This window comes from Streptomyces sp. NPDC093546 (genome assembly GCF_044765045.1).
Classification (GTDB): domain Bacteria; phylum Actinomycetota; class Actinomycetes; order Streptomycetales; family Streptomycetaceae; genus Streptomyces.
The window spans coordinates 54,002-74,140 of record NZ_JBIWJG010000016.1; the positions used below are offsets into that span (position 1 = coordinate 54,002).

Annotated in this window: 19 protein-coding genes; 12 read left to right on the forward strand and 7 right to left on the reverse strand. The window is 72.0% G+C overall.

Annotated elements, in window-relative coordinates; all coding sequences use genetic code 11:
* The first annotated feature begins 22 nt into the window (after positions 1-22).
* On the forward strand, positions 23-1,849 hold the full coding sequence (locus ACIRNI_RS27490) for a phosphoenolpyruvate carboxykinase (GTP) (RefSeq protein ID WP_403555364.1): 1,827 nt from the start codon (positions 23-25) through the stop codon (positions 1,847-1,849).
* Positions 1,850-2,055: 206 nt separating this feature from the next.
* Here ACIRNI_RS27490 and ACIRNI_RS27495 read toward each other — a convergent pair whose 3' ends face one another.
* The 3 genes from ACIRNI_RS27495 to ACIRNI_RS27505 form a co-directional block, all read right to left on the reverse strand.
* Positions 2,056-2,448 carry a hypothetical protein gene (locus tag ACIRNI_RS27495; protein WP_403555365.1) on the reverse strand — a complete coding sequence of 131 codons (393 nt, stop codon included), beginning with the start codon at positions 2,446-2,448 and terminating at the stop codon, positions 2,056-2,058.
* A gap of 82 nt (positions 2,449-2,530) precedes the next feature.
* Positions 2,531-3,742 carry a pyridoxal phosphate-dependent aminotransferase gene (locus tag ACIRNI_RS27500; RefSeq protein WP_403555367.1) on the reverse strand — a complete coding sequence of 404 codons (1,212 nt, stop codon included), beginning with the start codon at positions 3,740-3,742 and terminating at the stop codon, positions 2,531-2,533.
* A gap of 119 nt (positions 3,743-3,861) precedes the next feature.
* Positions 3,862-4,152, reverse strand: a complete 291-nt coding sequence (locus ACIRNI_RS27505) for a hypothetical protein (RefSeq protein ID WP_403555369.1) — start codon at positions 4,150-4,152, stop codon at positions 3,862-3,864.
* Positions 4,153-4,278: 126 nt separating this feature from the next.
* Here ACIRNI_RS27505 and mptB point away from each other — a divergent pair, with 126 nt between their 5' ends.
* A complete protein-coding gene (gene mptB / locus ACIRNI_RS27510; protein ID WP_403555371.1) occupies positions 4,279-5,760 on the forward strand; it encodes a polyprenol phosphomannose-dependent alpha 1,6 mannosyltransferase MptB in 1,482 nt (493 codons plus the stop codon).
* On the opposite strand, the gene ACIRNI_RS27515 is transcribed toward mptB, so the two are convergent.
* Positions 5,696-7,306: an amidohydrolase family protein gene (locus tag ACIRNI_RS27515; RefSeq protein WP_403555373.1), complete on the reverse strand. Its 1,611-nt coding sequence runs from the start codon at positions 7,304-7,306 to the stop codon at positions 5,696-5,698. The genes mptB and ACIRNI_RS27515 overlap by 65 nt on opposite strands.
* Before the next feature lie 6 nt (positions 7,307-7,312).
* The gene (locus tag ACIRNI_RS27520) at positions 7,313-8,581 is read right to left on the reverse strand and encodes an alanine racemase (protein WP_403555375.1); all 1,269 of its coding nucleotides are present in this window, start codon (positions 8,579-8,581) and stop codon (positions 7,313-7,315) included.
* A 116-nt stretch (positions 8,582-8,697) separates the two neighbouring features.
* Here ACIRNI_RS27520 and ACIRNI_RS27525 point away from each other — a divergent pair, with 116 nt between their 5' ends.
* From ACIRNI_RS27525 to ACIRNI_RS27535, 3 genes are read left to right on the forward strand one after another with little or no spacing between them, the layout of a single operon-like run.
* A complete protein-coding gene (locus ACIRNI_RS27525) occupies positions 8,698-9,723 on the forward strand; it encodes a sugar kinase (protein WP_403555377.1) in 1,026 nt (341 codons plus the stop codon).
* Positions 9,720-10,481, forward strand: coding sequence for an IclR family transcriptional regulator (locus tag ACIRNI_RS27530; RefSeq protein WP_355359068.1), 762 nt, complete (start codon positions 9,720-9,722; stop codon positions 10,479-10,481). The genes ACIRNI_RS27525 and ACIRNI_RS27530 overlap by 4 nt, the downstream gene beginning before the upstream one ends.
* Positions 10,478-10,891: a RidA family protein gene (locus ACIRNI_RS27535; RefSeq protein ID WP_403555379.1), complete on the forward strand. Its 414-nt coding sequence runs from the start codon at positions 10,478-10,480 to the stop codon at positions 10,889-10,891. Before ACIRNI_RS27530 ends, ACIRNI_RS27535 begins: the two co-directional genes overlap by 4 nt.
* Positions 10,892-10,951: 60 nt before the next feature.
* On the opposite strand, the gene ACIRNI_RS27540 is transcribed toward ACIRNI_RS27535, so the two are convergent.
* The gene (locus ACIRNI_RS27540) at positions 10,952-12,319 is read right to left on the reverse strand and encodes a M14 family metallopeptidase (protein WP_403555381.1); all 1,368 of its coding nucleotides are present in this window, start codon (positions 12,317-12,319) and stop codon (positions 10,952-10,954) included.
* 212 nt (positions 12,320-12,531) lie between these two features.
* Here ACIRNI_RS27540 and ACIRNI_RS27545 point away from each other — a divergent pair, with 212 nt between their 5' ends.
* Together ACIRNI_RS27545 and ACIRNI_RS27550 are read left to right on the forward strand one after the other, a co-directional pair.
* On the forward strand, positions 12,532-13,896 hold the full coding sequence (locus ACIRNI_RS27545; RefSeq protein ID WP_403555383.1) for an Nramp family divalent metal transporter: 1,365 nt from the start codon (positions 12,532-12,534) through the stop codon (positions 13,894-13,896).
* A gap of 21 nt (positions 13,897-13,917) precedes the next feature.
* Positions 13,918-14,283 carry a hypothetical protein gene (locus ACIRNI_RS27550; RefSeq protein ID WP_403555385.1) on the forward strand — a complete coding sequence of 122 codons (366 nt, stop codon included), beginning with the start codon at positions 13,918-13,920 and terminating at the stop codon, positions 14,281-14,283.
* Between the two features lie 14 nt (positions 14,284-14,297).
* Here ACIRNI_RS27550 and ACIRNI_RS27555 read toward each other — a convergent pair whose 3' ends face one another.
* Positions 14,298-15,992 (reverse strand): chitinase, encoded by a 1,695-nt coding sequence (locus ACIRNI_RS27555; RefSeq protein WP_403555387.1) that lies wholly within the window; start codon positions 15,990-15,992, stop codon positions 14,298-14,300.
* Between the two features lie 360 nt (positions 15,993-16,352).
* On the opposite strand from ACIRNI_RS27555, the gene ACIRNI_RS27560 reads away from it, so the two are divergent.
* The 5 genes from ACIRNI_RS27560 (at position 16,353) to ACIRNI_RS27580 (ending at position 20,121) form a co-directional block, all read left to right on the forward strand.
* A complete protein-coding gene (locus tag ACIRNI_RS27560) occupies positions 16,353-17,213 on the forward strand; it encodes a hypothetical protein (protein ID WP_403555550.1) in 861 nt (286 codons plus the stop codon).
* Positions 17,214-17,350: 137 nt separating this feature from the next.
* Positions 17,351-18,070: a Flp pilus assembly protein CpaB gene (gene cpaB / locus ACIRNI_RS27565; RefSeq protein ID WP_355359086.1), complete on the forward strand. Its 720-nt coding sequence runs from the start codon at positions 17,351-17,353 to the stop codon at positions 18,068-18,070.
* 7 nt (positions 18,071-18,077) lie between these two features.
* Positions 18,078-19,325, forward strand: a complete 1,248-nt coding sequence (locus tag ACIRNI_RS27570; protein WP_403555389.1) for a CpaE family protein — start codon at positions 18,078-18,080, stop codon at positions 19,323-19,325.
* Between the two features lie 59 nt (positions 19,326-19,384).
* The gene (locus ACIRNI_RS27575; RefSeq protein ID WP_403555391.1) at positions 19,385-19,762 is read left to right on the forward strand and encodes a TadE/TadG family type IV pilus assembly protein; all 378 of its coding nucleotides are present in this window, start codon (positions 19,385-19,387) and stop codon (positions 19,760-19,762) included.
* Positions 19,763-19,764: 2 nt separating this feature from the next.
* A complete protein-coding gene (locus ACIRNI_RS27580) occupies positions 19,765-20,121 on the forward strand; it encodes a TadE family protein (RefSeq protein WP_403555393.1) in 357 nt (118 codons plus the stop codon).
* Positions 20,122-20,139: the final 18 nt, after the last annotated feature.

The window sequence follows — 20,139 nt, forward strand, 5'->3', positions numbered from 1 at the left end:
AACCCCTCAACAAGGAGCAATCGTGGCGCGCGACAACGCGGCTCCCTCCACCGTCGTCCCCACCAACCACCGGGAACTGATCTCCTGGGTCGACGAGATCGCAGCAATCACGCAGCCGGACAACGTCGTCTGGTGCGACGGTTCCGAAGCCGAGTACGAGCGTCTGTGCGAAGAGCTCGTCGCCAAGGGCACCTTCCGCAAGCTGGACCCGACGCTGCGCCCGAACTCGTACTACGCCGCCTCCGACCCCTCCGACGTCGCCCGCGTCGAGGACCGCACCTTCATCTGCTCCGAGAAGGAGGAGGACGCGGGCCCCACGAACCACTGGAAGGCCCCCGCCGAGATGCGGGCCATCTTCACCGGGGACAAGGGAATCTTCCGCGGCTCCATGAAGGGCCGCACCATGTACGTGGTCCCCTTCTGCATGGGCCCGCTGGGGTCGCCGCTCTCCGCCATCGGCGTCGAGATCACCGACTCCGCGTACGTCGCCGTCTCCATGCGCACCATGACCCGCATGGGCCAGGCCGTCCTCGACGAGCTCGGCGACGACGGCTTCTTCGTCAAGGCCGTCCACACCCTCGGCGCCCCGCTCGCGGAGGGCGAGGAGGACGTGCCGTGGCCCTGCAACAGCACCAAGTACATCTCGCACTTCCCGGAGTCCCGCGAGATCTGGTCCTACGGCTCCGGCTACGGCGGCAACGCCCTGCTCGGCAAGAAGTGTTACGCCCTGCGCATCGCGTCCGTCATGGCCCGCGACGAGGGCTGGCTCGCCGAGCACATGCTGATCCTCAAACTCACGCCGCCGCAGGGCGAGGCGAAGTACGTCGCCGCGGCCTTCCCGTCCGCCTGCGGCAAGACCAACCTCGCGATGCTGGAGCCCACGATCTCCGGCTGGACCGTCGAGACGATCGGCGACGACATCGCGTGGATGCGGTTCGGCGAGGACGGCCAGCTGTACGCGATCAACCCCGAGGCGGGCTTCTTCGGTGTCGCGCCCGGCACCGGCGAGCACACCAACGCCAACGCGATGAAGACGCTGTGGGGCAACGCCGTCTTCACCAACGTCGCGCTCACCGACGACGGCGACGTGTGGTGGGAGGGCATGACCGAGGAGGCGCCCAAGCACCTCACGGACTGGAAGGGCAACGACTGGACGCCGGACTCCGACACCCCGGCCGCCCACCCCAACGCCCGCTTCACCGTGCCCGCCTCGCAGTGCCCGATCATCGCGCCCGAGTGGGAGGACCCGAAGGGCGTGCCGATCTCGGCGATCCTCTTCGGCGGCCGCCGCGCCACCGCGGTCCCGCTGGTGACCGAGTCCTTCGACTGGCAGCACGGTGTCTTCCTCGGTGCGAACGTCGCGAGCGAGAAGACCGCCGCCGCCGAGGGCAAGGTCGGCGAGCTGCGCCGCGACCCGTTCGCGATGCTGCCGTTCTGCGGCTACAACATGGGCGACTACATGGCCCACTGGATCAAGGTCGGCAAGAACGCGGACGCGTCCAAGCTGCCGAAGATCTACTACGTCAACTGGTTCCGCAAGAACGACGCGGGCAAGTTCGTCTGGCCCGGATTCGGCGAGAACAGCCGCGTGCTGAAGTGGATCGTGGAGCGCCTCGACGGCAAGGCCGAGGGCGTCGAGACCCCGATCGGCATCCTGCCGACGCGCGAGGCCCTCGACACCGACGGCCTGGAGCTGCCCGAGGAGGACCTCGACTTCCTGCTCAAGGTCGACACCGAGGTCTGGCGCGAGGAGGCCGCCCTCATCCCCGAGCACCTCAACACCTTCGGTGACCACACGCCGAAGGAGCTGTGGGACGAGTACCACTCGTTGGTCGCCCGCCTGGGCTGACCGCCGGAAAACCTCGTGGCGGGTCAGCCCGACATCCGCCCTGACCTGTGGGTTCACGAATGACCCGCCGCGACGCAATCGGCCCCCGGAGTCCCCTCAGGCTCCGGGGGCCGGGCGTTTTCCCGCCGAGGCAGGTTGGTACATGGGTGGCACCCGGCCCGCGCGCCTGAGACGGCCGCGGGCCGGGGCCGATCATGGGGCGCCGGTCAGAGGGCGGCGACCGGGCGGAGCTGCTCCAGCGCGGCGCTGTGCGCGTCCATGCGCTCGGCGGCGAGGATCGCGGCGGCCGTGTCGGCCCGGGAGGCGGCGACGACCAGGGCCCGGCCCGCGAGGGTGTGGGCGCGGCGGTGCAGGTCCGCCGGCTTCGCGCCGGTGAGGCCCGCGTGCCGGGCGGGCGGCGCGCCGCGCAGGCGTGCGACCTGCTGGGCGATGCGCTCGGCCGCCGCGTCCTCGCCGAGCTCGTCGGTGACGGCGAGCAGCGCGGCGAGGTGTCCGGCGAGCTGGATGTCCAGCTCCTCCTCGCGCGAGCGGTGCGGGATGCGGTCCTGGGTGTCGCCGGCCATCCGGTGGACCGACTTGGTGCGGATCGGTTCGTACATGGTGGACGGCCTCCTGCTCTTGGACAGGAGACCATCCTAGCTTGGATTCTGTCTAAAGTTGAGTTCGCCCTAAGTGCAGGGGTCAGGGCTGGCTGTAGCCGTCCAGGAAGTTCCCGATGCGCGTCACCGCGTCCGCCAGGTCCGTCGCGTTCGGCAGCGTCACGATCCGGAAGTGGTCCGGCTCGTGCCAGTTGAAGCCCGTCCCGTGCACCACCATGATCTTCTCGGCCCGCAGCAGGTCGAGCACCATCTGCCGGTCGTCCTTGATCGGGTAGACGTTCGGGTCCAGCCGCGGGAAGAGGTACAGCGCGCCCTTCGGCTTCACGCACGTCACGCCCGGGATCTGCATCAGCAGGTCGTACGCCACGTCCCGCTGCTCCAGCAGCCGGCCGCCCGGCTGCACCAGCGCCTCGATCGACTGCCGGCCCTGGAGCGCGGCGGCGATCGCGTGCTGCGCCGGCATGTTGGCGCACAGGCGCATGTTGGCGAGGATGGTGAGGCCCTCGATGTAGGAGGAGGCGTGCGCCTTCGGGCCGCACGCCGCCATCCAGCCGCTGCGGTAGCCGGCCACCCGGTAGTTCTTCGACATGCCGTTGAACGTCAGCACCAGCAGGTCGGGCGCGATCGCGGCGGTCGGGGTGTGCGTGGCGCCGTCGTAGAGGATCTTGTCGTAGATCTCGTCCGAGCAGACGACGAGGTTGTGGCGGCGGGCGATCTCGGTCAGGCCGCGCAGCATCTCGTCGTCGTACACCGCACCCGTGGGGTTGTTCGGGTTGATGACGACGAGCGCCTTGGTGCGGTCGGTGATCTTGCGCTCGATGTCGGCGAGGTCCGGCATCCAGTCGGACTGCTCGTCGCAGCGGTAGTGCACCGCCGTACCGCCGGCGAGGGAGACGGACGCCGTCCACAGCGGGTAGTCCGGCGCCGGTACGAGCACCTCGTCGCCGTCGTCGAGCAGCGCCTGCATCGACATCTGGATGAGCTCGGAGACGCCGTTGCCGATGTAGATGTCCTCGACCGAGAGGGGGATGCCCTTGGTCTCGTAGTGGCTCATCACGGCGCGCCGCGCGGAGAGGAGGCCCTTCGCGTCGCCGTAGCCGTGCGACTCGCCGAGGTTGCGGAGGATGTCCTCCAGGATCGCGGGCGGGCACTCGAACCCGAAGGCGGCGGGGTTGCCGGTGTTCAGCTTGAGGATCCGGTGACCTGCAGCCTCCAGCCGCATCGCCTCCTCGAGCACCGGACCGCGGATTTCGTAACAGACGTTGGCGAGCTTCGTGGACTGGATCACCTGCATAGCGCGAGCTTACGGCGGTGGCGGATGGGGCGCCTCGTGTTTTGTGCCACTCGGCGCCCGTCCCGGGCCGTCACTGCCGACGGATTCAGCGGATCCGGCGAGGTCGGCGGAGCGCCGATTCAGCGGACGAAGAGGCTCATGCCGTCGACGTCCTCCTCCCAGTCGTCCGCCTCGACGATCTCCTCGACCTCGCCCCTGCATCCGGGGAGCTCGTAGACGATCACGACGTCGTTCGTCAGGTTGTGCACGAGCGGCTCGATGGCCTCGAAGTCGTAGCAGCCGCTCGGGTTCGGCAGCGCGGTGCGGTCGACGTAGAGGGTGCCCTGGGCGCCGAAGGCGGCGGTGGCGCCGGAGACGGCGAGGGCCGCGGCGGCGGCCAGGGTGACACAGACGGTGGCGATGCGGCGCATGGCGCCTCCCTTGGGGTGAGGGGTGGACCACGTGGTTCACCACTCACGGTAGGTGCGCGGATGCGCTCCGCAACCGTGGCTGCTCCGAAGCGGGAGCCCTGCCGCCAGCACCTAGGCTGGCCGGTCATGTGGGACATGAGCGCGGTCGGGTACCGCCGACTGGGTGCGGCCGGGGCGGTCGCGGTGGCCGCGGGCGGCTGGGCGGCGGGATCGCTGCCCGCGCGCGACCCGTGGGGCCTGTGGGTGCCGCACGGCACCGCGACGACCGTGGCCGCCGCCGTCCTCGCGTACGCCGGACTCACCCTCCTGATCGCCGCCTGGTGGGGGTACGGGCGCGCCGCCCGCGAGGTGCCCGTACGCGAGACCCTGCGCACGCTGGGCTGGTGGGCCGGGCCGCTGCTGCTCGCACCGCCGCTCTACAGCGCCGACGTCTACAGCTACATCGCCCAGGGCGCGATGGTCCTCGAAGGGCACGACGTCTACGGCGCCGGGCCTTCGGTGCTCGACCCGGACGGCCTCGGCGGCGACGCGGCGGCGAGCGTCGGCGGGCACTGGACCGACACGCCGGCGCCGTACGGCCCGGTCTTCCTGGTGCTCGCCCAGGCGGTGGCCTGGGGGACCGGCGGGACGATCGTGCCGGCCGTCCTCGGCATGCGGCTGATCGCCGTCGGCGCGCTGGCGCTGACCGTGTGGGCGCTGCGGAGTCTCGCCCGCGACCGGGGCGGCAGCGAGAGCGCCGCCCTGTGGCTCGGGGCGCTCAACCCGCTCCTGCTGATCCACGTGGTGGGCGGCGTCCACAACGACGGCCTGATGATCGCCCTCATGCTGGCGGGCGTGGTGTGCGCCCTGCGCGGCCGCTGGATCCTCGGCAGCGCGCTCGTCGGCCTCGCCGCGATGGTCAAGTCACCGGCCGCCGTGGCCCTGCTCTTCATCGGCGTGATCGTCGCCCGCGCGGCGGCGGGCCCCCGCGCCCGGCGCCTCGCCGGCCTCGCCAAGGGCCTGCTGGCCCCCGGCCTGGTCGCCGCGGCCGTCGCCGCCGCCGCGACGCTGCTGACGGGCACCGGCTTCGGCTGGCTCCGCACCCAGGGCGTCGCCGGGACGATCCACACCGCCCTGTCCGCCACCAGCGACCTCGGGCTCGCCCTCGGCGAACTGCTGCACCTGCTCGTGGGCACCGACCCCGCCCCGGTCAAGGCCGCCGTCCAGCAGCTCGGCCTCGCCGCCGCGCTCGCGCTCATCGCGTACCTGGCGTGGCGGTCCCTGCGCGGCCTCCTCCACCCCGCCCACGCCCTGGGCCTGGCCCTCCTCGCCCTGGTCGCCCTCTCACCGATGGTGCAGCCCTGGTACCTGCTGTGGGGCATGGCCGCCCTCGCCGCCACCGCCGCGCCGGACAGCAGAGTCGTCGGCGTCCTCGCCGTCCTGTCGGCCGCCCTGCCGTACGAGACCCAGCCCTCGGGCCATACCCCGGCGTACGGGTTCGTCCTCGCCGGGCTCGTGTGCGTGGCCGGGACCTGGCTGGTACGCCGGGAGCGCCGCGCGCCGGTCAGCTCCTCGTACGCCGCACCGACCGCCCCGCCAGCACGTCCGTGCGGCGGCCGTCCGCGATGACGAAGCGGCCGTCGATCAGGACGTACGGGATGCCCGTCGGCCCGGTGCGCGGCGCGTCGAAGGTGGCGCCGGCCGCCACCGTGTCCGGGTCGAAGAGCACCAGGTCGGCGCGGTGGCCCTCGCGCACCAGGCCCCGGTCGGCCAGCCGCAGCCGGGCCGCCGGGCGGCCGGTCAGGTGGGCGACCGCCTCTTCCAGCGAGAGCACGCCCAGCTCGCGCGCGTACCGCCCGAGGTAGTGCGGGAACGTGCCGTACGCGCGGGGATGCGGCTTGGCGCCGCGCAGGATGCCGTCCGAGCCGCCCGTGTGGGTGCGGTGGCGCATGATCGTGCGCACGTTCTCCTCGTGGCCGACGTGCTGGAGGATCGTCGGGGCGAGCCGGTCCGCGAGCAGCAGGCGGCGGGCCGTCGTCCACGGCTCCTCGCCGCGCGCGTCCGCCGACCGCTGGACGCTCCTGCCGACGTACGCGGCGAGCGCCGGGTCGCCGACGCCCGAGATCTCGACGGTGTCCCACTCGACCGGCACCCCGTGGCAGCCGTCCGAGCCGAGCAGTTCGAGGTCGTGGCGGATCCGGGCGGCGGTCTCCTCGTCGCGCAGCCGCGCCAGCGTCGCCTCCGGCCCGCCCTCGCTCGCCCAGCTCGGTAGCAGCGCCACCAGCGTCGTACAGCCGGGCGTGTACGGATACGAGTCGAGGGTGATGTCCGCGCCCTCGGCCAGCGCCGCGTCCAGCAGCGCCAACAGCTCCGGCGCCCGGCCCTCGTTGACGCGGAAGTTGAGCGTGGCGTGCGCCAGGTGCAGCGCGCAGCCCGCCTCGCGCGCGACCGCGATCATCTCCTCGTACGCCCGCAGCGACCCGGCGCCGTAACTGCGGTGGTGGGGGCAGTAGTAGCCGCCGTACGCCGCGACCACCCGGCACAGCGCGGTCAGTTCGGCGTCGCGCGCGTACATCCCCGGTGTGTAGGTCAGCCCGGACGACAGGCCGACGGCGCCCTCCTCCAGGCCCCGCGCCACCAGTTCCCTCATCCGGGTGAGCTCGGCGTCCGTGGGCGGCCGGTCGTCCCAGCCCATGGCGTACGCCCGGACCGTCCCCTGCGGGATCAGATACGCGGCGTTGACCGCGATCCCCTGGCCGCCGAAGCCCCGGTCCAGGCGGTCGAGGTACTCACCGACGGTGCGCCAGTCGAGGTCGACGTCGGAACCGTCACCGTTCCAGCCCGCGATGGCCGTGCGGACCTGGTCGAGCGTGCGGTCGTCGACCGGCGCGTACGACAGGCCGTCCTGGCCCAGCACTTCGAGCGTGACGCCCTGCGCCGCCTTCGCGCTGTGGTCCGGGTCGCGGAGCAGGGCGAGGTCGCTGTGGGCGTGCATGTCGATGAAGCCGGGCGCGAGCGCCAGCCCGTGCGCGTCCAGCACCCGCCGCGCCGTCAGCGGTGGCTCACCGGCACGGCGTAAGGCCGCGATCCGGCCGCCGCCGACGCCGACGTCGGCGCGGTACGACGGTCCGCCCGTGCCGTCGACGACGCGTGCGCCGCGTATGACGAGGTCCATGGCCCGTCAGAAAAAGGTACGGATGTAGTCGACCACCGTGCCGTCCGCCTCCACCAGCGGGATCAGCTGCCACTTGTCGAAGGAGGTGCACGGGTGCGACAGCCCCATGCCGACCCAGTCGCCCACCTCCAGGTCCGCCGCCGCCTCCTCCGTCGTCTCCAGCCACGCGTGCTGGTCCGACAGGCGCGTCACCGTGATCCCGGTCGCCGGCCGCACCGACCCGTCGCGCGCCGAGCGCACCACCTGCGCCTCGGGGAGGTGGAGGTCGTACGCCGCGTCCCGCTTGCCCGCGTTCACGAACGCCTGCTCCGCCGTGGGCCGGGACACCACCTGCGCCCACAGGCGGAAGGCGGGCTGGAGGGCGCCCTCCTCGGGAACCCGGTTGAAGGGGGTGAGGTTGCGGTACTGGCCGTCGTCGTGCGACACGTACGCGCCCGACCGCAGCAGCTTCAGGACCGGGCGGGACAGCGGCGGCAGCTCGGCGAAGACCTCGGCCACCGTGTCGAACCAGGCGCTGCCGCCCGCGCTCACCACGATCTCGTCCAGACCGGCGGGGAAGCGCCCCGCCTTGTCGAAGTCGACGGCGAGCGCGGTGAGCCGGCGCAGCCAGGCCCGTACGGACTCGGGCGTGGCGTCCGGCACCTCGCCCTCGTAGCCCGCGACGCCGACCAGGCGCAGGTGCCGGGCCGCGGCGACGGCGTCGGCGACGGCGGCGCAGTCCGCCTCCGTACGCGCCCCGGTGCGCGCGCCGTCGCCCGCGCCGAGCTCGACCACGACGTCGACGGGGCGGGCGCTGCCCTCCAGGGCCTCGTCCATCAGCTCGACGCCGCGCACCGAGTCGACATAGCAGACGAAGTGGAAGTCCGCGTCCTCGGCGAGCTCCCGCGCCAGCCAGCGCAGGGCGGCGGCGTCGACCAGCTCGTTGGCGAGGAAGATCCGCCGGATCCCGAACGCCCGGTACACGCGCGCCTGGTGCGGTACCGCCGCCGTGATGCCCCAGGCGCCGTGCTCCAGTTGGCGCTCGAAGAGCCGCGGTGCCATGGAGGTCTTGCCGTGCGGGGCGAAGGCGAGGCCGTGGCGCTCGGAGTACGCCTCCAGGAGCGCGAGGTTGTGCTCGACGGACTCGGCGGAGAGGGCGAGGACGGGCGTGGTGAAGCCGCCGCTGAAGAGGTTGCGGCGCTGGGCCGCCAGCGCGCCGACGGTCAGGCCCTCGGCGTCGATCGGCAGTCCCTTGAAGCGGTGGTCGACGCGCTCGTCCCCGAGGTCGTCCGTCATGCGGCCCCTCCTCCTCCGTAGCGTTGCGTGGTGCGCAACGCTCGTTGCGTATGTCGCTTGACGCTGTCTAACATCCGGCTCAACGCCGGGTCAATGGATCCGGATCCGCGTGGCCCGTGAGGAGCCCCAGCGTGACCGATGTCGTCTGTCTCGGCGAGTCCCTGGTCACCTTCCTGCCCTCCCGGCCGGGCCGCCTCGCCGACGTGCCCTCCTTCACCCGGTCCATCGGCGGCGCCGAGTCCAACGTCGCCTGCGCGCTGGCCGCGGCCGGGCACCGCGTCCGCTGGGTGAGCCGCGTCGGCGCCGACGCCTTCGGCGACCACCTGGTCGCGGCCATCGCGGCGTACGGCGTTGACACCGGTGCCGTACGCCGCGACCCGCACCGCCCGACGGGCGTCTACTTCCGCACCGCGACCGACCGCGCGGACCAGGAGCACGAGGTCGTCTACTACCGCGCCGGATCCGCCGCCTCCGCGATGTCCCCGGAGACCGTGGCGTACGACGACCTCCTCTCGGCGCGCGTCCTCCACCTCTCCGGCATCACGGCCGCCCTCTCCGCCGGCTGCCTCGCGCTCCTGCGCGACCTCACCCGGCGACGGCCCGGCCGGCCGCTCGTCTCCTTCGACGTCAACCACCGCCCGGCGCTGTCCGCCGACCCGGACGTCCTCCTGGAGCTGGCCCGGGGCGCGGACCTCGTCTTCGTCGGCGAGGACGAGGCGGAGGCGGTGTGGGGGCTGCGGGGTGCGGCGGCGGTCCGGGAGGTGCTGCCGGAGCCGCGCGTGCTCGTCGTGAAGCGAGGCGGGGCAGGGACGGTGGCGTTCAGCCGCTGTGGGGAAGAAACCCACGCCCCCGCGCCCCGCGTCGACATCGTCGCCCCCACCGGCGCCGGTGACGCCTTCGCCGCCGGGTTTCTCTCCGCCACCCTCCGCGGCCTCGACATGCGGCGGCGGCTGCGCCACGGGCACCTCATGGCCGCCGCAGCGCTCACCGTGGCCGGGGACCTCGGCACCCCGCCGAGCACCGCGCACGCGGACCGGCTCGTGGAGCTCGACGACGCCGCCTGGGGGAGACTGCACCTCGGCCCGGGCTGGACGGGGACGGGAGCCGGAACCGGGAACGACCAGGAGGTACGCACGCCATGAGCCAGACCGTCGACCGCGCGCTCAGCATCCTGCCGCTGCTCGCGCGCGGCCCCGCCGACCTCGGGCAGGTCGCGGACGCCCTCGGCGTGCACAAGTCCACGGCCCTGCGCCTGCTGCGCACGCTCCACGAGCACGGCCTGGTCTACCGCCAGGAGGACCAGCGCTACCGCCTCGGCGCCCGGCTCTTCGCGCTCGCGCAGGAGGCCGTCGAGAGCCTCGACGTCCGCGAGATCGCCCACCCCCACCTCGTACGGCTCGGGGAGCAGACCGGGCACACCGTGCACCTCGCCGTGTACGAGGACGGCGAGGTGCTCTACCTCGACAAGGTGGAGAGCCGCTACCCGGTCCGGATGTACTCGCGGATCGGCAAGCCCGTCGCGATCACCGTCGCCGCCGTCGCCAAGCTGCTCCTCGCGGACCTCCCCGAGCCCGAGCGCCGCGCGCTCGCCGCGAAGCTGGACTACCCCATGTACACGGCCCGTTCGATCCCGAACGCCGCGGCCTTCCTCAAGGAGCTGGCGACCGTACGCGAACAGGGCTGGGCCACCGACCTCGGCGGCCACGAGGAGTCCATCAACTGCGTCGCGGCGCCCATCCGGGGCGCCGACGGCCGCGTCGCCGCCGCCATGTCCCTCTCCGCCCCGAACGTCGTCGTCACCGCCGACGAACTGCTCGCCCTGCTCCCGCTGGTGCGCCGCACCGCCGACGCGATCACGCGGGACTACTCCGGCACCACGACCCCGAAGGACGCCGCATGACCGAGAAGACCGCGATCACGCCCCCGACCCACACCGCGCCCCCGGCCGCCTTCTCCCACGGCGTCCGCAAGGGCAACATCCTCCAGGTCGCCGGCCAGGTGGGTTTCCTGCCGGCCGACCCGGCCGTCGAGGGGCAGGCGCCCACGGTCGTGGGTCCCACGCTGCGCGAGCAGACCCTCCAGACCCTGGCCAACGTCGAGGCCGTCCTCACGGAGGGCGGCGCGACCTGGGAGGACGTGGTGATGATCCGCGTCTACCTCACCGACACGGACCACTTCGCCGAGATGAACGAGATCTACAACGCGTACTTCAAGGACCTGAAGGCGCCCCCCGCGGCCCGCACCACGGTCTACGTCGGCCTCCCCGCCGGGCTCCTCATCGAGATCGACGCCCTGGCGGTCCTGGGCTGAGACGCACGCGACCGCCGTGGCACGGCAGGGAAGTCCGTGCCACAGCGGCCTTCAGGGCCCCTACGCGCAGTACTGCTGCTCCTTGCCGATCGACCGGTACATGCAGTCCGCGTTCTCGATGAGCTGCAGCACCGCGTCGCGGTTGCGGCTGGTCTCGCGCTCGATCACCTCGTCCGGCGGGTAGAAGCCGCCGCCGCTGGACCCGCGCGGGTACATCTCGAAGGTGTAGCCGAAGATCTTGTGCGCGCCCCACAGGTAGTCGTCGATCGACCCGTCCGTGACGTAGAGGTCGCTCGACTGCTGCGGCGTGTAGCCGTTGCTCGCGGCCATCTTGCGGCCGACCGCGGCGAAGGCGTCCCGGTCGTCCTGGGTGAGGCCGGGGGCGGTGTCGTTGTACGTGTAGCCGTACGGCCAGAGCACCAGCTCGCTGTACGTGTGGAAGTCGATGCCCGCCTTGATCTGCTGCGTGCCGCCGACGACCCGGGAGCGTACGAAGTCGGCGACGACCTTCACCTCGGGCGCGGACTCGGGGGCCGAGCCGCGGTAGGTCTCGGAGCCGTACGAGCCGGAGGAGCCGCCGCAGCAGCCCCACTTGAAGTTCCAGTTGCGGTTCATGTCCGTGCCGACGGACGTCGAGCCCGCGTTGGGCTGGCGGTTCTTGCGCCAGCTGCGGTAGGAGCCGGAGGCGATGTCGTACTCGCCGCCGTCCGGGTTGAGGTCGGGCACGATCCAGATCTCGCGGTTGTTGACGGCGTTGGTGATCCGCGTGTCGGAGCCGTAGCCCGCGCCGAGCTCGCGCAGCAGGTAGAGCGCCATCTCGACGGTGAGGTGCTCGCGCGCGTGCTGGTGGTGGGTGAAGAGGATCTCGGGCTCGTTCTCGTCCGTCGCGACGTTGTCGCTGATCTTGATGGCGACGATGTCGCGGCCCTGGTAGCTCTTGCCGATGACGCGGCGGCTCATGATGCTCGGGTACTGCTGGAGCCGCTGGCTTATCTCCGCGTTCATCTCGGCGTAGTTGTGGTAGCGGGAGTCGGCGGAGGGGAAGTCCAGGGCGCCGAGGGAGGTGCCGGAGGCCTTGCCGCCGGTCCGGTCGGGCGGCCCCGGCAGCGCCTCGAGCTTGTACCCGAGGGCGCGCAGGCGCCGCGCCTGTTCGGCGTTGGCGCTGACGACGACCGCGTGGGAGTCGGCCTCGTCGATCGAGACGCCGGTGGCGGCGAGGGCGGTGCGCTCGGCGGGGGTGGACGGGCCGTGGATCTCGTACTGGCGGATGACCTCCTCCGCGGTGGCGGCGGGGGCGGCCGCGGTGCCGGTGCCGGTGGTCGCGCCGGTGCCGGTCGCGGCGCCGAGGGGCACCACGACGGCGAGCGCCAGTAAGGCCGTGAGGGTGGCGGACCTTCTGCCGCGTGAGCCGCGTATGCGAAGTCGCATGCTGAGTCTCCTGGGTGGGGGGTACGGGGTGGCTCTCCCCGTGCGAGGCATCGTCGGGCCATGGCATGACCGCGTCAAGGGTCTGACTCCGGCCAAGGTCGCCCCAGGGCGTCCGGGGGCGGCCCGAGCCCCCGCACGGCCCCTTGCGCGATCACTCCGCACCCGGTTACGTGACCTGACGTCACATGAGCGCGAGGGGAAGGTGGCCGGACATGACCGATGCGGACACGACACGGACGGAGGGGGGCGGGGAGGGCGCTTACGGCGCATCCGCCACCCCGGGAGCACCCGGATCCCCGGGCACCGCACCCCGCAAGGCGACCTGGCGCTCCATCGGGCCCGGCATCGTCGTCGCCGCCACGGGCGTCGGCGCCGGTGACCTGATCGCCACCCTCATCGCGGGCAGCAAGTTCGGCTACACCCTGCTGTGGGCCGCCGTCATCGGCTGCCTCGTCAAGATCTCGCTCGCCGAGGCCGCCGGCCGCTGGCATCTGGCCACCGGCCGCACCCTGTTCGACGGCTGGCGCAGCCTCGGCGCCTGGACGACCGTCTACTTCGTCGGGTACGTGGCCATCTGGGGCTTCGTCTACGGCGCGGCCGCCATGTCCTCCAGCGCGCTGCCGCTGAGCGCGCTGTTCCCGGGCGTCATGGACCTCAAGTGGTGGGCCGTGCTGTGCGGCCTGGTCGGCCTCGTCTTCGTCTGGTTCAACCGGTACGCCGTCTTCGAGAAGGTCATGACGGTCCTGGTCGGCGTGATGTTCCTGGTCACCGTCTACCTCGCCGTCCGCGTCACCCCGAAGCTCGGCGACGCCGTCGCCGGCCTCGCGCCCGTCCTCCCGGAGGGCTCGCTGATCTACACCCTCGGCCTGATCGGCGGCGTCGGCGGCACCATCACGCTCGCCGCGTACGGCTACTGGGTGAACGCCAAGGGCTGGACCGACATCAGCTGGATCAAGGTCATGCGGTTCGACAACCGCGTCGCCTACCTCACCACCGGCGTCTTCGTCGTCGCCATGCTCTTCGTCGGCGCCGAGCTGCTGCACTCCTCCGGCGTCGCGCTCGCCAAGGGCGACAAGGGGCTGCTGGACCTGGGGAAGATCCTGGAGGACCGGTACGGCGCCGCCACCGCCAAGCTCTTCCTGATCGGCTTCTTCGCCACCTCCTTCACCTCCCTCATCGGCGTCTGGCACGGCGTGAGCCTGATGTTCGCCGACTTCGTCGCCCGCTTCCGCACCCGGCACGCGGCACAGGACGGCGAGGGCGGGGTCGGCGAGGGCGGCGCGGCCGCCGTCGTGAAGCGGGAGAAGTCGCTGCCGTTCCGGGCGTACCTGCTGTGGCTGACGTTCCCGCCGATCAGCCTGCTCTTCCTGGACCAGCCCTTCGGCCTGGTGATCGTGTACGGCCTGATCGGCGCGTTCTTCATGCCGTTCCTGGCGCTCACCCTCGTATGGCTGCTCAACTCCGACCGTACGCCGCGCGAGTGGCGCAACGGCTGGCTGAGCAACGGCGTGCTCGTCGCGGCGGGCCTGCTGTTCTTGGTGCTGTGCGTGCAGCAGGTGCGCGAGCTGCCCTGGTAAAGCCCCTGGTAGAACTGCGGCATGAGCATGCCGCCCCAGCCGCCCCCTCCGGGCTTCGGCCCCCCGATACCCGTACAGCAGCCCGTACAGCCGCACCACCCCACCGGCCCCGAGTTCGTCGCGCACGACAAGCACAACTCCGTCATCGTCGACAGCTCCGGGGTCGCCCTGGAGGTCAACGGCTACACCATGGACTTCCCGTGGGCGGCGGTCGCGACCGTGCACTTCGCGCCCGCCCCCCACGGCCACGTGCTGATGGTGGCCGTCCGCCACCCCGGCGGCATGCTCTACGAGTGCCGGATCGCCGCGCGCCGCAAGGCCCAGCTCCACCAGTGGCTGGCGGAGCTGGGCCCGGTCCTGCACTACTACCTCGCCGGACGGCGGTAGGAAGGCGGCGGTGGCTACGGCAGGTTGTGGACGTGCGGGCCCACCGCGTTGGACCAGGCGTTGCCGGCCGTCGCGTCCCAGTTCGTGGACCAGGTCATCGCCCCGCGCAGCGCCGGGTAGGTCTTCGACGGCTTGAAGGAGCCGCACCCGGTGCCGCGCGTCAGGCAGTCCAGCGCGTTCTTCACGACCGACGGGTCGACGTAGCCGCTGCCCGCGCCGCGCGGTGAGGCGGGGACGCCGAGGCCGACCTGGGAGGGGTCGAGGCCGCCCTCCAGCTGGATGCAGGCGAGCGCGGTGAGGAAGTCCACCGACCCCTGCGCGTACACCTTGCCGTCGCAGCCGAGCATCGAGCCGCTGTTGTAGTACTGCATGTTGACCACCGTGAGGATGTCCTTCACGGCGAGGGCCGTCTTGAAGTACTCCGTCCCCGTGTTCTGCATGTCGATGGTCTGCGGCGCCATCGTCAGCACCATGCCCGGACCGGCCTTCGCCGACAGCTGGCGCAGCGCCTTCGTCAGGTACGTGGAGTTGATGCCGTGCTCCAGGTCGATGTCGACCCCGCTGAAGCCGTACTCCTGCATCAGGGCGTACGCGCTGTTCGCGAAGGCCGTCACCGACGCGTCGCTGTTGATGGTGACGTTGCCCTTCTCACCGCCCACCGAGATGATCACCGATTTGCCGGCGGCCTTCTTCGCGGCGATGTCGGCCTTGAAGTCGGCGACCGAGGCGTAGCCGACGGCCGGGTCGAGGTTGAAGACGATCTGGCCGGGGGTGGCGGTCGAGTCGGCGAACGACACGGCGATGATGTCGTACTGCGCCTGCACGTCACGCAGCTTCTGCACGGTCGCGCCGTTGTCGAAGTTCTGCCAGTAGCCGGTCACCGCGTGGCGCGGCACGGCCGGGTTCGGGTTTGTCCCGCCTGCGGACGTCTTCCCCGTCACCGCCGCCGACTTCGCGGACTCGCCGGCGGCGTTGACCGCGCTGACCTGGAAGCTGTACGAGGTGTTCGCCGCGAGCCCGGTCACGGTCGCCGACGTGCCGGTGACGGTCTGCGCCCTGGTGCCGTCCCGGTAGACGTGGTAGCCGGTGGCGCCCGCGACCGGGTTCCAGCTGAGGGCGACGGACGACGCGGTCACCGCGCCGGTGGTGAGCCCGGCGGGCGTGGCGGGCACGACCGGGTCGGGGTCGCCGCCCCCGCCGCCGTCGGGGCCGAAGACGGAGACGTCGTCGGCGTAGTAGGCGGACTGCCCGTACCAGCCGTGCGTGTAGACGGTCACGGAGGTGGTGTTCGCGCCGGTGGTGAAGCGGGTGGTCAGCTGCTGCCAGCCGGTCGAGCCGGGCGTCCACGTCGAGACGTCGGTGGTGCCGGTGCCGCTCGCGCCGAGGTACGCGTACCCGCCCTGCACCCACGCGCTCAGCGTGTAGGTCGAGTTGGGCTTGACCGCCACGCTCTGGGCGCAGCGCGCGTTGTCCTGGCCGCCGGGCGTGGCCTTCAGGGCGGACACCCCGCCGTGCACGGGGGCGGAGACGGTGGCGCCGCTGCCCGCCGAACAGCTCCAGTGGGCGAGACCGGCCTCGAAGCCGGCGTTCCTGGCGACGTTGACGTCGGCGGCCTGCGCGGTGCCGGCGCCGCCGGTGAGCGCCAGCCCGGACCCGGCGGCGAGCGCGAGCGCGCCCCCGAGCCATCTGCGTGCGCGAATGCGGTCCACTTACTGCCTCCGGTGGGGGAGTCGGGGGGTACGGACGGAGAACGGTGGCCACCGCTGCCGTAAAGCTGGTCCAGACCAATCGCGTTGTCAAGGGTTCGGACAGGGCTCAAGTCCCGTCCCCCCGTCACCCGTTCGGCTGATTCGGATGACCGGAAGCGGAGGGTACGCAGCGCCCCCGCGGGAGACGTGGGCCCTGCGGGCCCGCTCACGTTCCGAAAAGTGTTCTCCGTCACGTAGGACGTGGATAAAGTGCTGCTGCAGGAGCAGCACGGAAGCACGACGTAGCAGTACGTAACTGCGGCTGCCGGAACCCCGGTGGCCGGAGCCGAACGGGGAACCAGCGTGCCGACCGCAATAGCCGTGACCAGCGCCGACCTGGTGCTGCCACCGACCGATCGCCAGACGCCCACCGCGGCGCTGCTGCCACCGCCCGAGACCCAGCCGCTGGACGCCGCGCTCGCCGACATGCAGGCGCTGGTCGAGCGGCACGGCTACGTCGTCGCCCTGTACCCGGCGTCCATCCCGGTCGCGCACCAGCGGCGGCTGCACACCGTCCGCTCCGTCCTGGAGAGCGACCGCATCGCGCTGCTCAAGCTCGACCTGCCGCCGCTGGGCGTCGCCGTCCTCGTCCGCCAGCTGCGCCAGCTGTCGGTCTGCGACTTCAGCCCGGGCGTCGTCGCCTCGGCGGCGCGGCTGCTCGCGCACTACATCTACGCGGGGGCGCTGCTCAATTCGGTCACCAAGCTGGACCGGGTGCCGGTGAGCCTGAAGACGCACGCCAAGTCGTGGGTACCCGGGTCGCAGTTCGCGGTGCTCGCCCACCCGAACCCGCAGCTGGTCAAAATCGGCGGCGGCGAGCTCGCCGGACCCGAATTCGGCACCCGGCTCATGGTCGCGAAAGGGCAGGTGCAGTCGGACTGGGTCACCGCGGTCCTCGCGCCCGCGTGGCGGGTCCAGGGAATTCAGGAATCCCCGCTGCCGGCCGATTCGCCGAGGTGGTGGGGCACCGCGAAGATGATCGAATTCGCGGCGTTCCTGCCCGACACCTCCGTGCTCTACCAGCTGGTCTCCTCGGTACGCCGGGAAACGTGCACCTGGTGCGGGATCGAACTCATCGGAGACCGCTGCGGATTCTGCTCCGCGCCATTGGCGCCGCCCGAGAACCGAAGCCTGCCCGCCGGTGTCCTGAACCATGGAACACCCATGCGCCACGGGTCGTGACGCGCGCACCACCGGCTCGGCTCGCCAGATCTCCCGTCCGGCCCGAACGTCCGGCCCAAATGTCCGGATCGAACTCCGAATCGCCCGTCCGAATCGCCCGCTCGTCAGCCCCCGTCTCCCACGAGGTTGTCCTGCCCATGAATTCACGGCAACGCCGCGGCGTCATTCTGCTCCTCCTCTCCGTGCTCTGCGCGATCGGCGCGTTCGCCGGAGTTCTCTCGGTGATCAGCGATGTGAATTCGAAGGTGGGGCCGGAGGTGACCGCGTACCGCGTCAAATCGGATGTGGCCGCCTACACGGCCCTCCAGCCGGGCCAGTTCGAGAAGATCAAGATGCCCAAGCGCTGGCTTTCCGACAATGCCGTGACCGACCTCGGCGTACTCGACGGCAAGATCGCCGTCACCCAGCTCCGCAAGGGCTCCCTGCTCCAGAACGACATGATCGTGAAACGCCCGGCGCTGGAGAACGGCCAGCAGGAGATCGCCATCATGATCGACGCGGCCACCGGCGTCGCCGGCAAGATCACCCCCGGCTCGCTCGTCAACATCTTCGCCACCTTCGACGACGAGGGGAAGGGCAAGGGCGCCCTCGCCGAGTCCCGCATCATCGTCACCAACGCCCGCGTCATCGACGTCGGCCGGCTCACCGCCCTGGAGCCGAGCCGTGACGACCGCGGCAGCCGCGCCACCGAGGCCGTGCCCATCACCTTCGCCCTCAACACCCTCGACGCCCAGCGGGTCGCCTTCGCCGAGTCCTTCGCCGTCCACGTGCGCCTCGCCCTCGTCGCGGACGGCAGCCCCACCACCCTGCGTCCCGGCGACGGCACGTACACCCTCGACGAAGACAAGAACAAGTGAGGGCCGGATGACCACACGCATCCTCCCGGCCGTCGGTGACGCCGACGCCGCCCGATCCGTCACCACGCTGCTCAGTCAGCTCCCCGACGCGGAGCCGGCCGGGCCGGTGGGGGACTCGACCTCCCTGCTCGACACCCTGGCCCGGCTCGCCGCCGAGTCGCTGGACGAGCTGCCCGAGGTCGTCCTGGTCCACGAACGGATCGGACCGGTCCCAGCCCTGGAGCTGATCCGGGAGGTCGCCCTCCGCTTTCCGGCGGTCGGGGTCGTCCTCGTCACCTCCGACGCGAGCCCCGGCCTGTACTCGGCCGCCATGGACTCCGGCGCCCGCGGCCTGGTCGCGCTGCCGATGTCGTACGAGGAGCTCGCCCAGCGCGTCCAGGCCGCCGCCTCCTGGTCGACCGGCGTACGCCGCCACCTCGGCCACGGCGGCGGGGCACTCACCGGCCCCGGCGGCACCGTCGTCACCGTCAGCGGCGCCAAGGGCGGCGTCGGTACGACGGTGCTCGCGGTCCAACTGGCGCTCGCCGCCCGCGCCTCGGGCAGGAACACCGCGCTCGCCGACCTCGACCTCCAGGCCGGCGACGTCGCCTCGTACCTGGACGTGCAGTTCAGGCGCTCCATCGTCGACCTCGCCGGCATCCAGGACGTCTCGCCGCGGGTGCTCCAGGACGCGCTCTTCACCCACCCCACGGGCATCGGCCTGCTCCTCGCGCCCGGCGAGGGCGAGCGCGGCGAGGAGGTCGACGAGCGCGCCGTACGCCAGATCGTCAGCGCCCTGCGCCACCGCTACGAGCTCGTCGTCGTCGACTGCGGCACCTCCATGACCGGCGCCAACGCCGCCGCCATCGAGATGGCCGACCTCACCCTGCTGGTCACCACCCCGGACGTGGTCGCGGTCCGGGCGGCCAAGCGGATGGTGCGGCTCTGGGACCGGCTCCAGATCCGCAAGGCGGAGGAGACGGTCACCGTGGTCAACCGCCACACCCGCAGCACCGAGATCCAGCCGCCGCTCGTCGAGCGCATCACGGGCACCCGCGTCGCCCGGACCGCCGTGCCCTCCGGCTTCAAGGAGCTCCAGCCGGCGGTCGACGCGGGGCGGATGCAGGACCTGGAGGCCAAGTCGGCGGTCAAACAGGCGATGTGGGCGCTGGCCGGGGAGCTCGGACTGGTCAGGGCACCCGAGGGCGTGGAGAAACAGGGAAAGCTCCGGGGCGACCGGGGTTCGATCGGCATGCTTCGTACCAGGAACAAGTGACGGGTGACGACGGCGACGCCGTCAGACGCCATCAGCGGACCGAGGGGGCACGTTGCGTCATGGCACTCCCACTGGCAAGGACACGTCTCGATGACCGGGGGCAGACGGTCGTCGAGTTCACCGGCACGCTGCCACTGATCCTGATCACGCTGGCGCTGCTCTGGCAGGCGGCGCTCGTCGGCTACACCTTCTCGCTGGCGGGCAACGCCGCGGACAAGGGCGCCCGGGCGGGCACGGTCGGCGGCCAGGACGCCTGCCGGGCCGCGGCGGCCGAGGACATGCCGGGCGCCTGGGCGGCCGCGTACGACTGCGGCGAGGCGGGCGACACGTACCGCGTGGAGGCGCGCGTCCGGGTGCCGCTGCTCTTCCCCGGCGGCTTCAACCTCCCGATCACCGTCCCCGGTGAAGCCGCCGTACCGGTCGAGAGCAGGTGGTGACCGTGCGCGCATCGCGGACAGCCGACAAGGAGCGGGGCCAGGCGGCCATCGAGTACGTCGGCATGCTCGGGCTGCTGCTCTTCGTCGCCATGGCCGTCGTCCAGCTCGGTCTCGCGGTGTACGCGGCCCAGCAGGCGGGCACGGCGTCGCGGGCGGCGGCGCGGGCCGTCTCGCTCGACCAGGGCAGCGCGCAGCAGGCGGGCAGGGCGGCGATGAGCGACTGGCTGGAGGCGTCCTTCGAGGAGGCCAGGACGGGGGACGGGGTGCGGGTCACCGCCGCGGTGCGGATCCCGTCCGTCGTGCCCGGCCTGTCCCTCGACCCCGTCCGCAAGAGCACCACCATGCCCATGGACCGATGAGGGAGTCGAGGGAGTTGA

Excerpts from the sequence above, each read along its gene's own strand:
- ACIRNI_RS27520 (WP_403555375.1), bottom strand. The coding sequence starts at position 8,581 with ATGACGGACGACCTCGGGGACGAGCGCGTCGACCACCGCTTCAAGGGA.
- ACIRNI_RS27570 (WP_403555389.1), top strand. The coding sequence starts at position 18,078 with ATGACCACACGCATCCTCCCGGCCGTCGGTGACGCCGACGCCGCCCGA.
- ACIRNI_RS27535 (WP_403555379.1), top strand. The coding sequence starts at position 10,478 with ATGACCGAGAAGACCGCGATCACGCCCCCGACCCACACCGCGCCCCCG.
- ACIRNI_RS27540 (WP_403555381.1), bottom strand. The coding sequence starts at position 12,319 with ATGCGACTTCGCATACGCGGCTCACGCGGCAGAAGGTCCGCCACCCTC.
- ACIRNI_RS27545 (WP_403555383.1), top strand. The coding sequence starts at position 12,532 with ATGACCGATGCGGACACGACACGGACGGAGGGGGGCGGGGAGGGCGCT.
- ACIRNI_RS27505 (WP_403555369.1), bottom strand. The coding sequence starts at position 4,152 with ATGCGCCGCATCGCCACCGTCTGTGTCACCCTGGCCGCCGCCGCGGCC.
- ACIRNI_RS27495 (WP_403555365.1), bottom strand. The coding sequence starts at position 2,448 with ATGTACGAACCGATCCGCACCAAGTCGGTCCACCGGATGGCCGGCGAC.
- ACIRNI_RS27500 (WP_403555367.1), bottom strand. The coding sequence starts at position 3,742 with ATGCAGGTGATCCAGTCCACGAAGCTCGCCAACGTCTGTTACGAAATC.
- mptB (WP_403555371.1), top strand. The coding sequence starts at position 4,279 with ATGTGGGACATGAGCGCGGTCGGGTACCGCCGACTGGGTGCGGCCGGG.
- ACIRNI_RS27550 (WP_403555385.1), top strand. The coding sequence starts at position 13,918 with ATGAGCATGCCGCCCCAGCCGCCCCCTCCGGGCTTCGGCCCCCCGATA.
- ACIRNI_RS27575 (WP_403555391.1), top strand. The coding sequence starts at position 19,385 with ATGGCACTCCCACTGGCAAGGACACGTCTCGATGACCGGGGGCAGACG.
- cpaB (WP_355359086.1), top strand. The coding sequence starts at position 17,351 with ATGAATTCACGGCAACGCCGCGGCGTCATTCTGCTCCTCCTCTCCGTG.
- ACIRNI_RS27530 (WP_355359068.1), top strand. The coding sequence starts at position 9,720 with ATGAGCCAGACCGTCGACCGCGCGCTCAGCATCCTGCCGCTGCTCGCG.
- ACIRNI_RS27515 (WP_403555373.1), bottom strand. The coding sequence starts at position 7,306 with ATGGACCTCGTCATACGCGGCGCACGCGTCGTCGACGGCACGGGCGGA.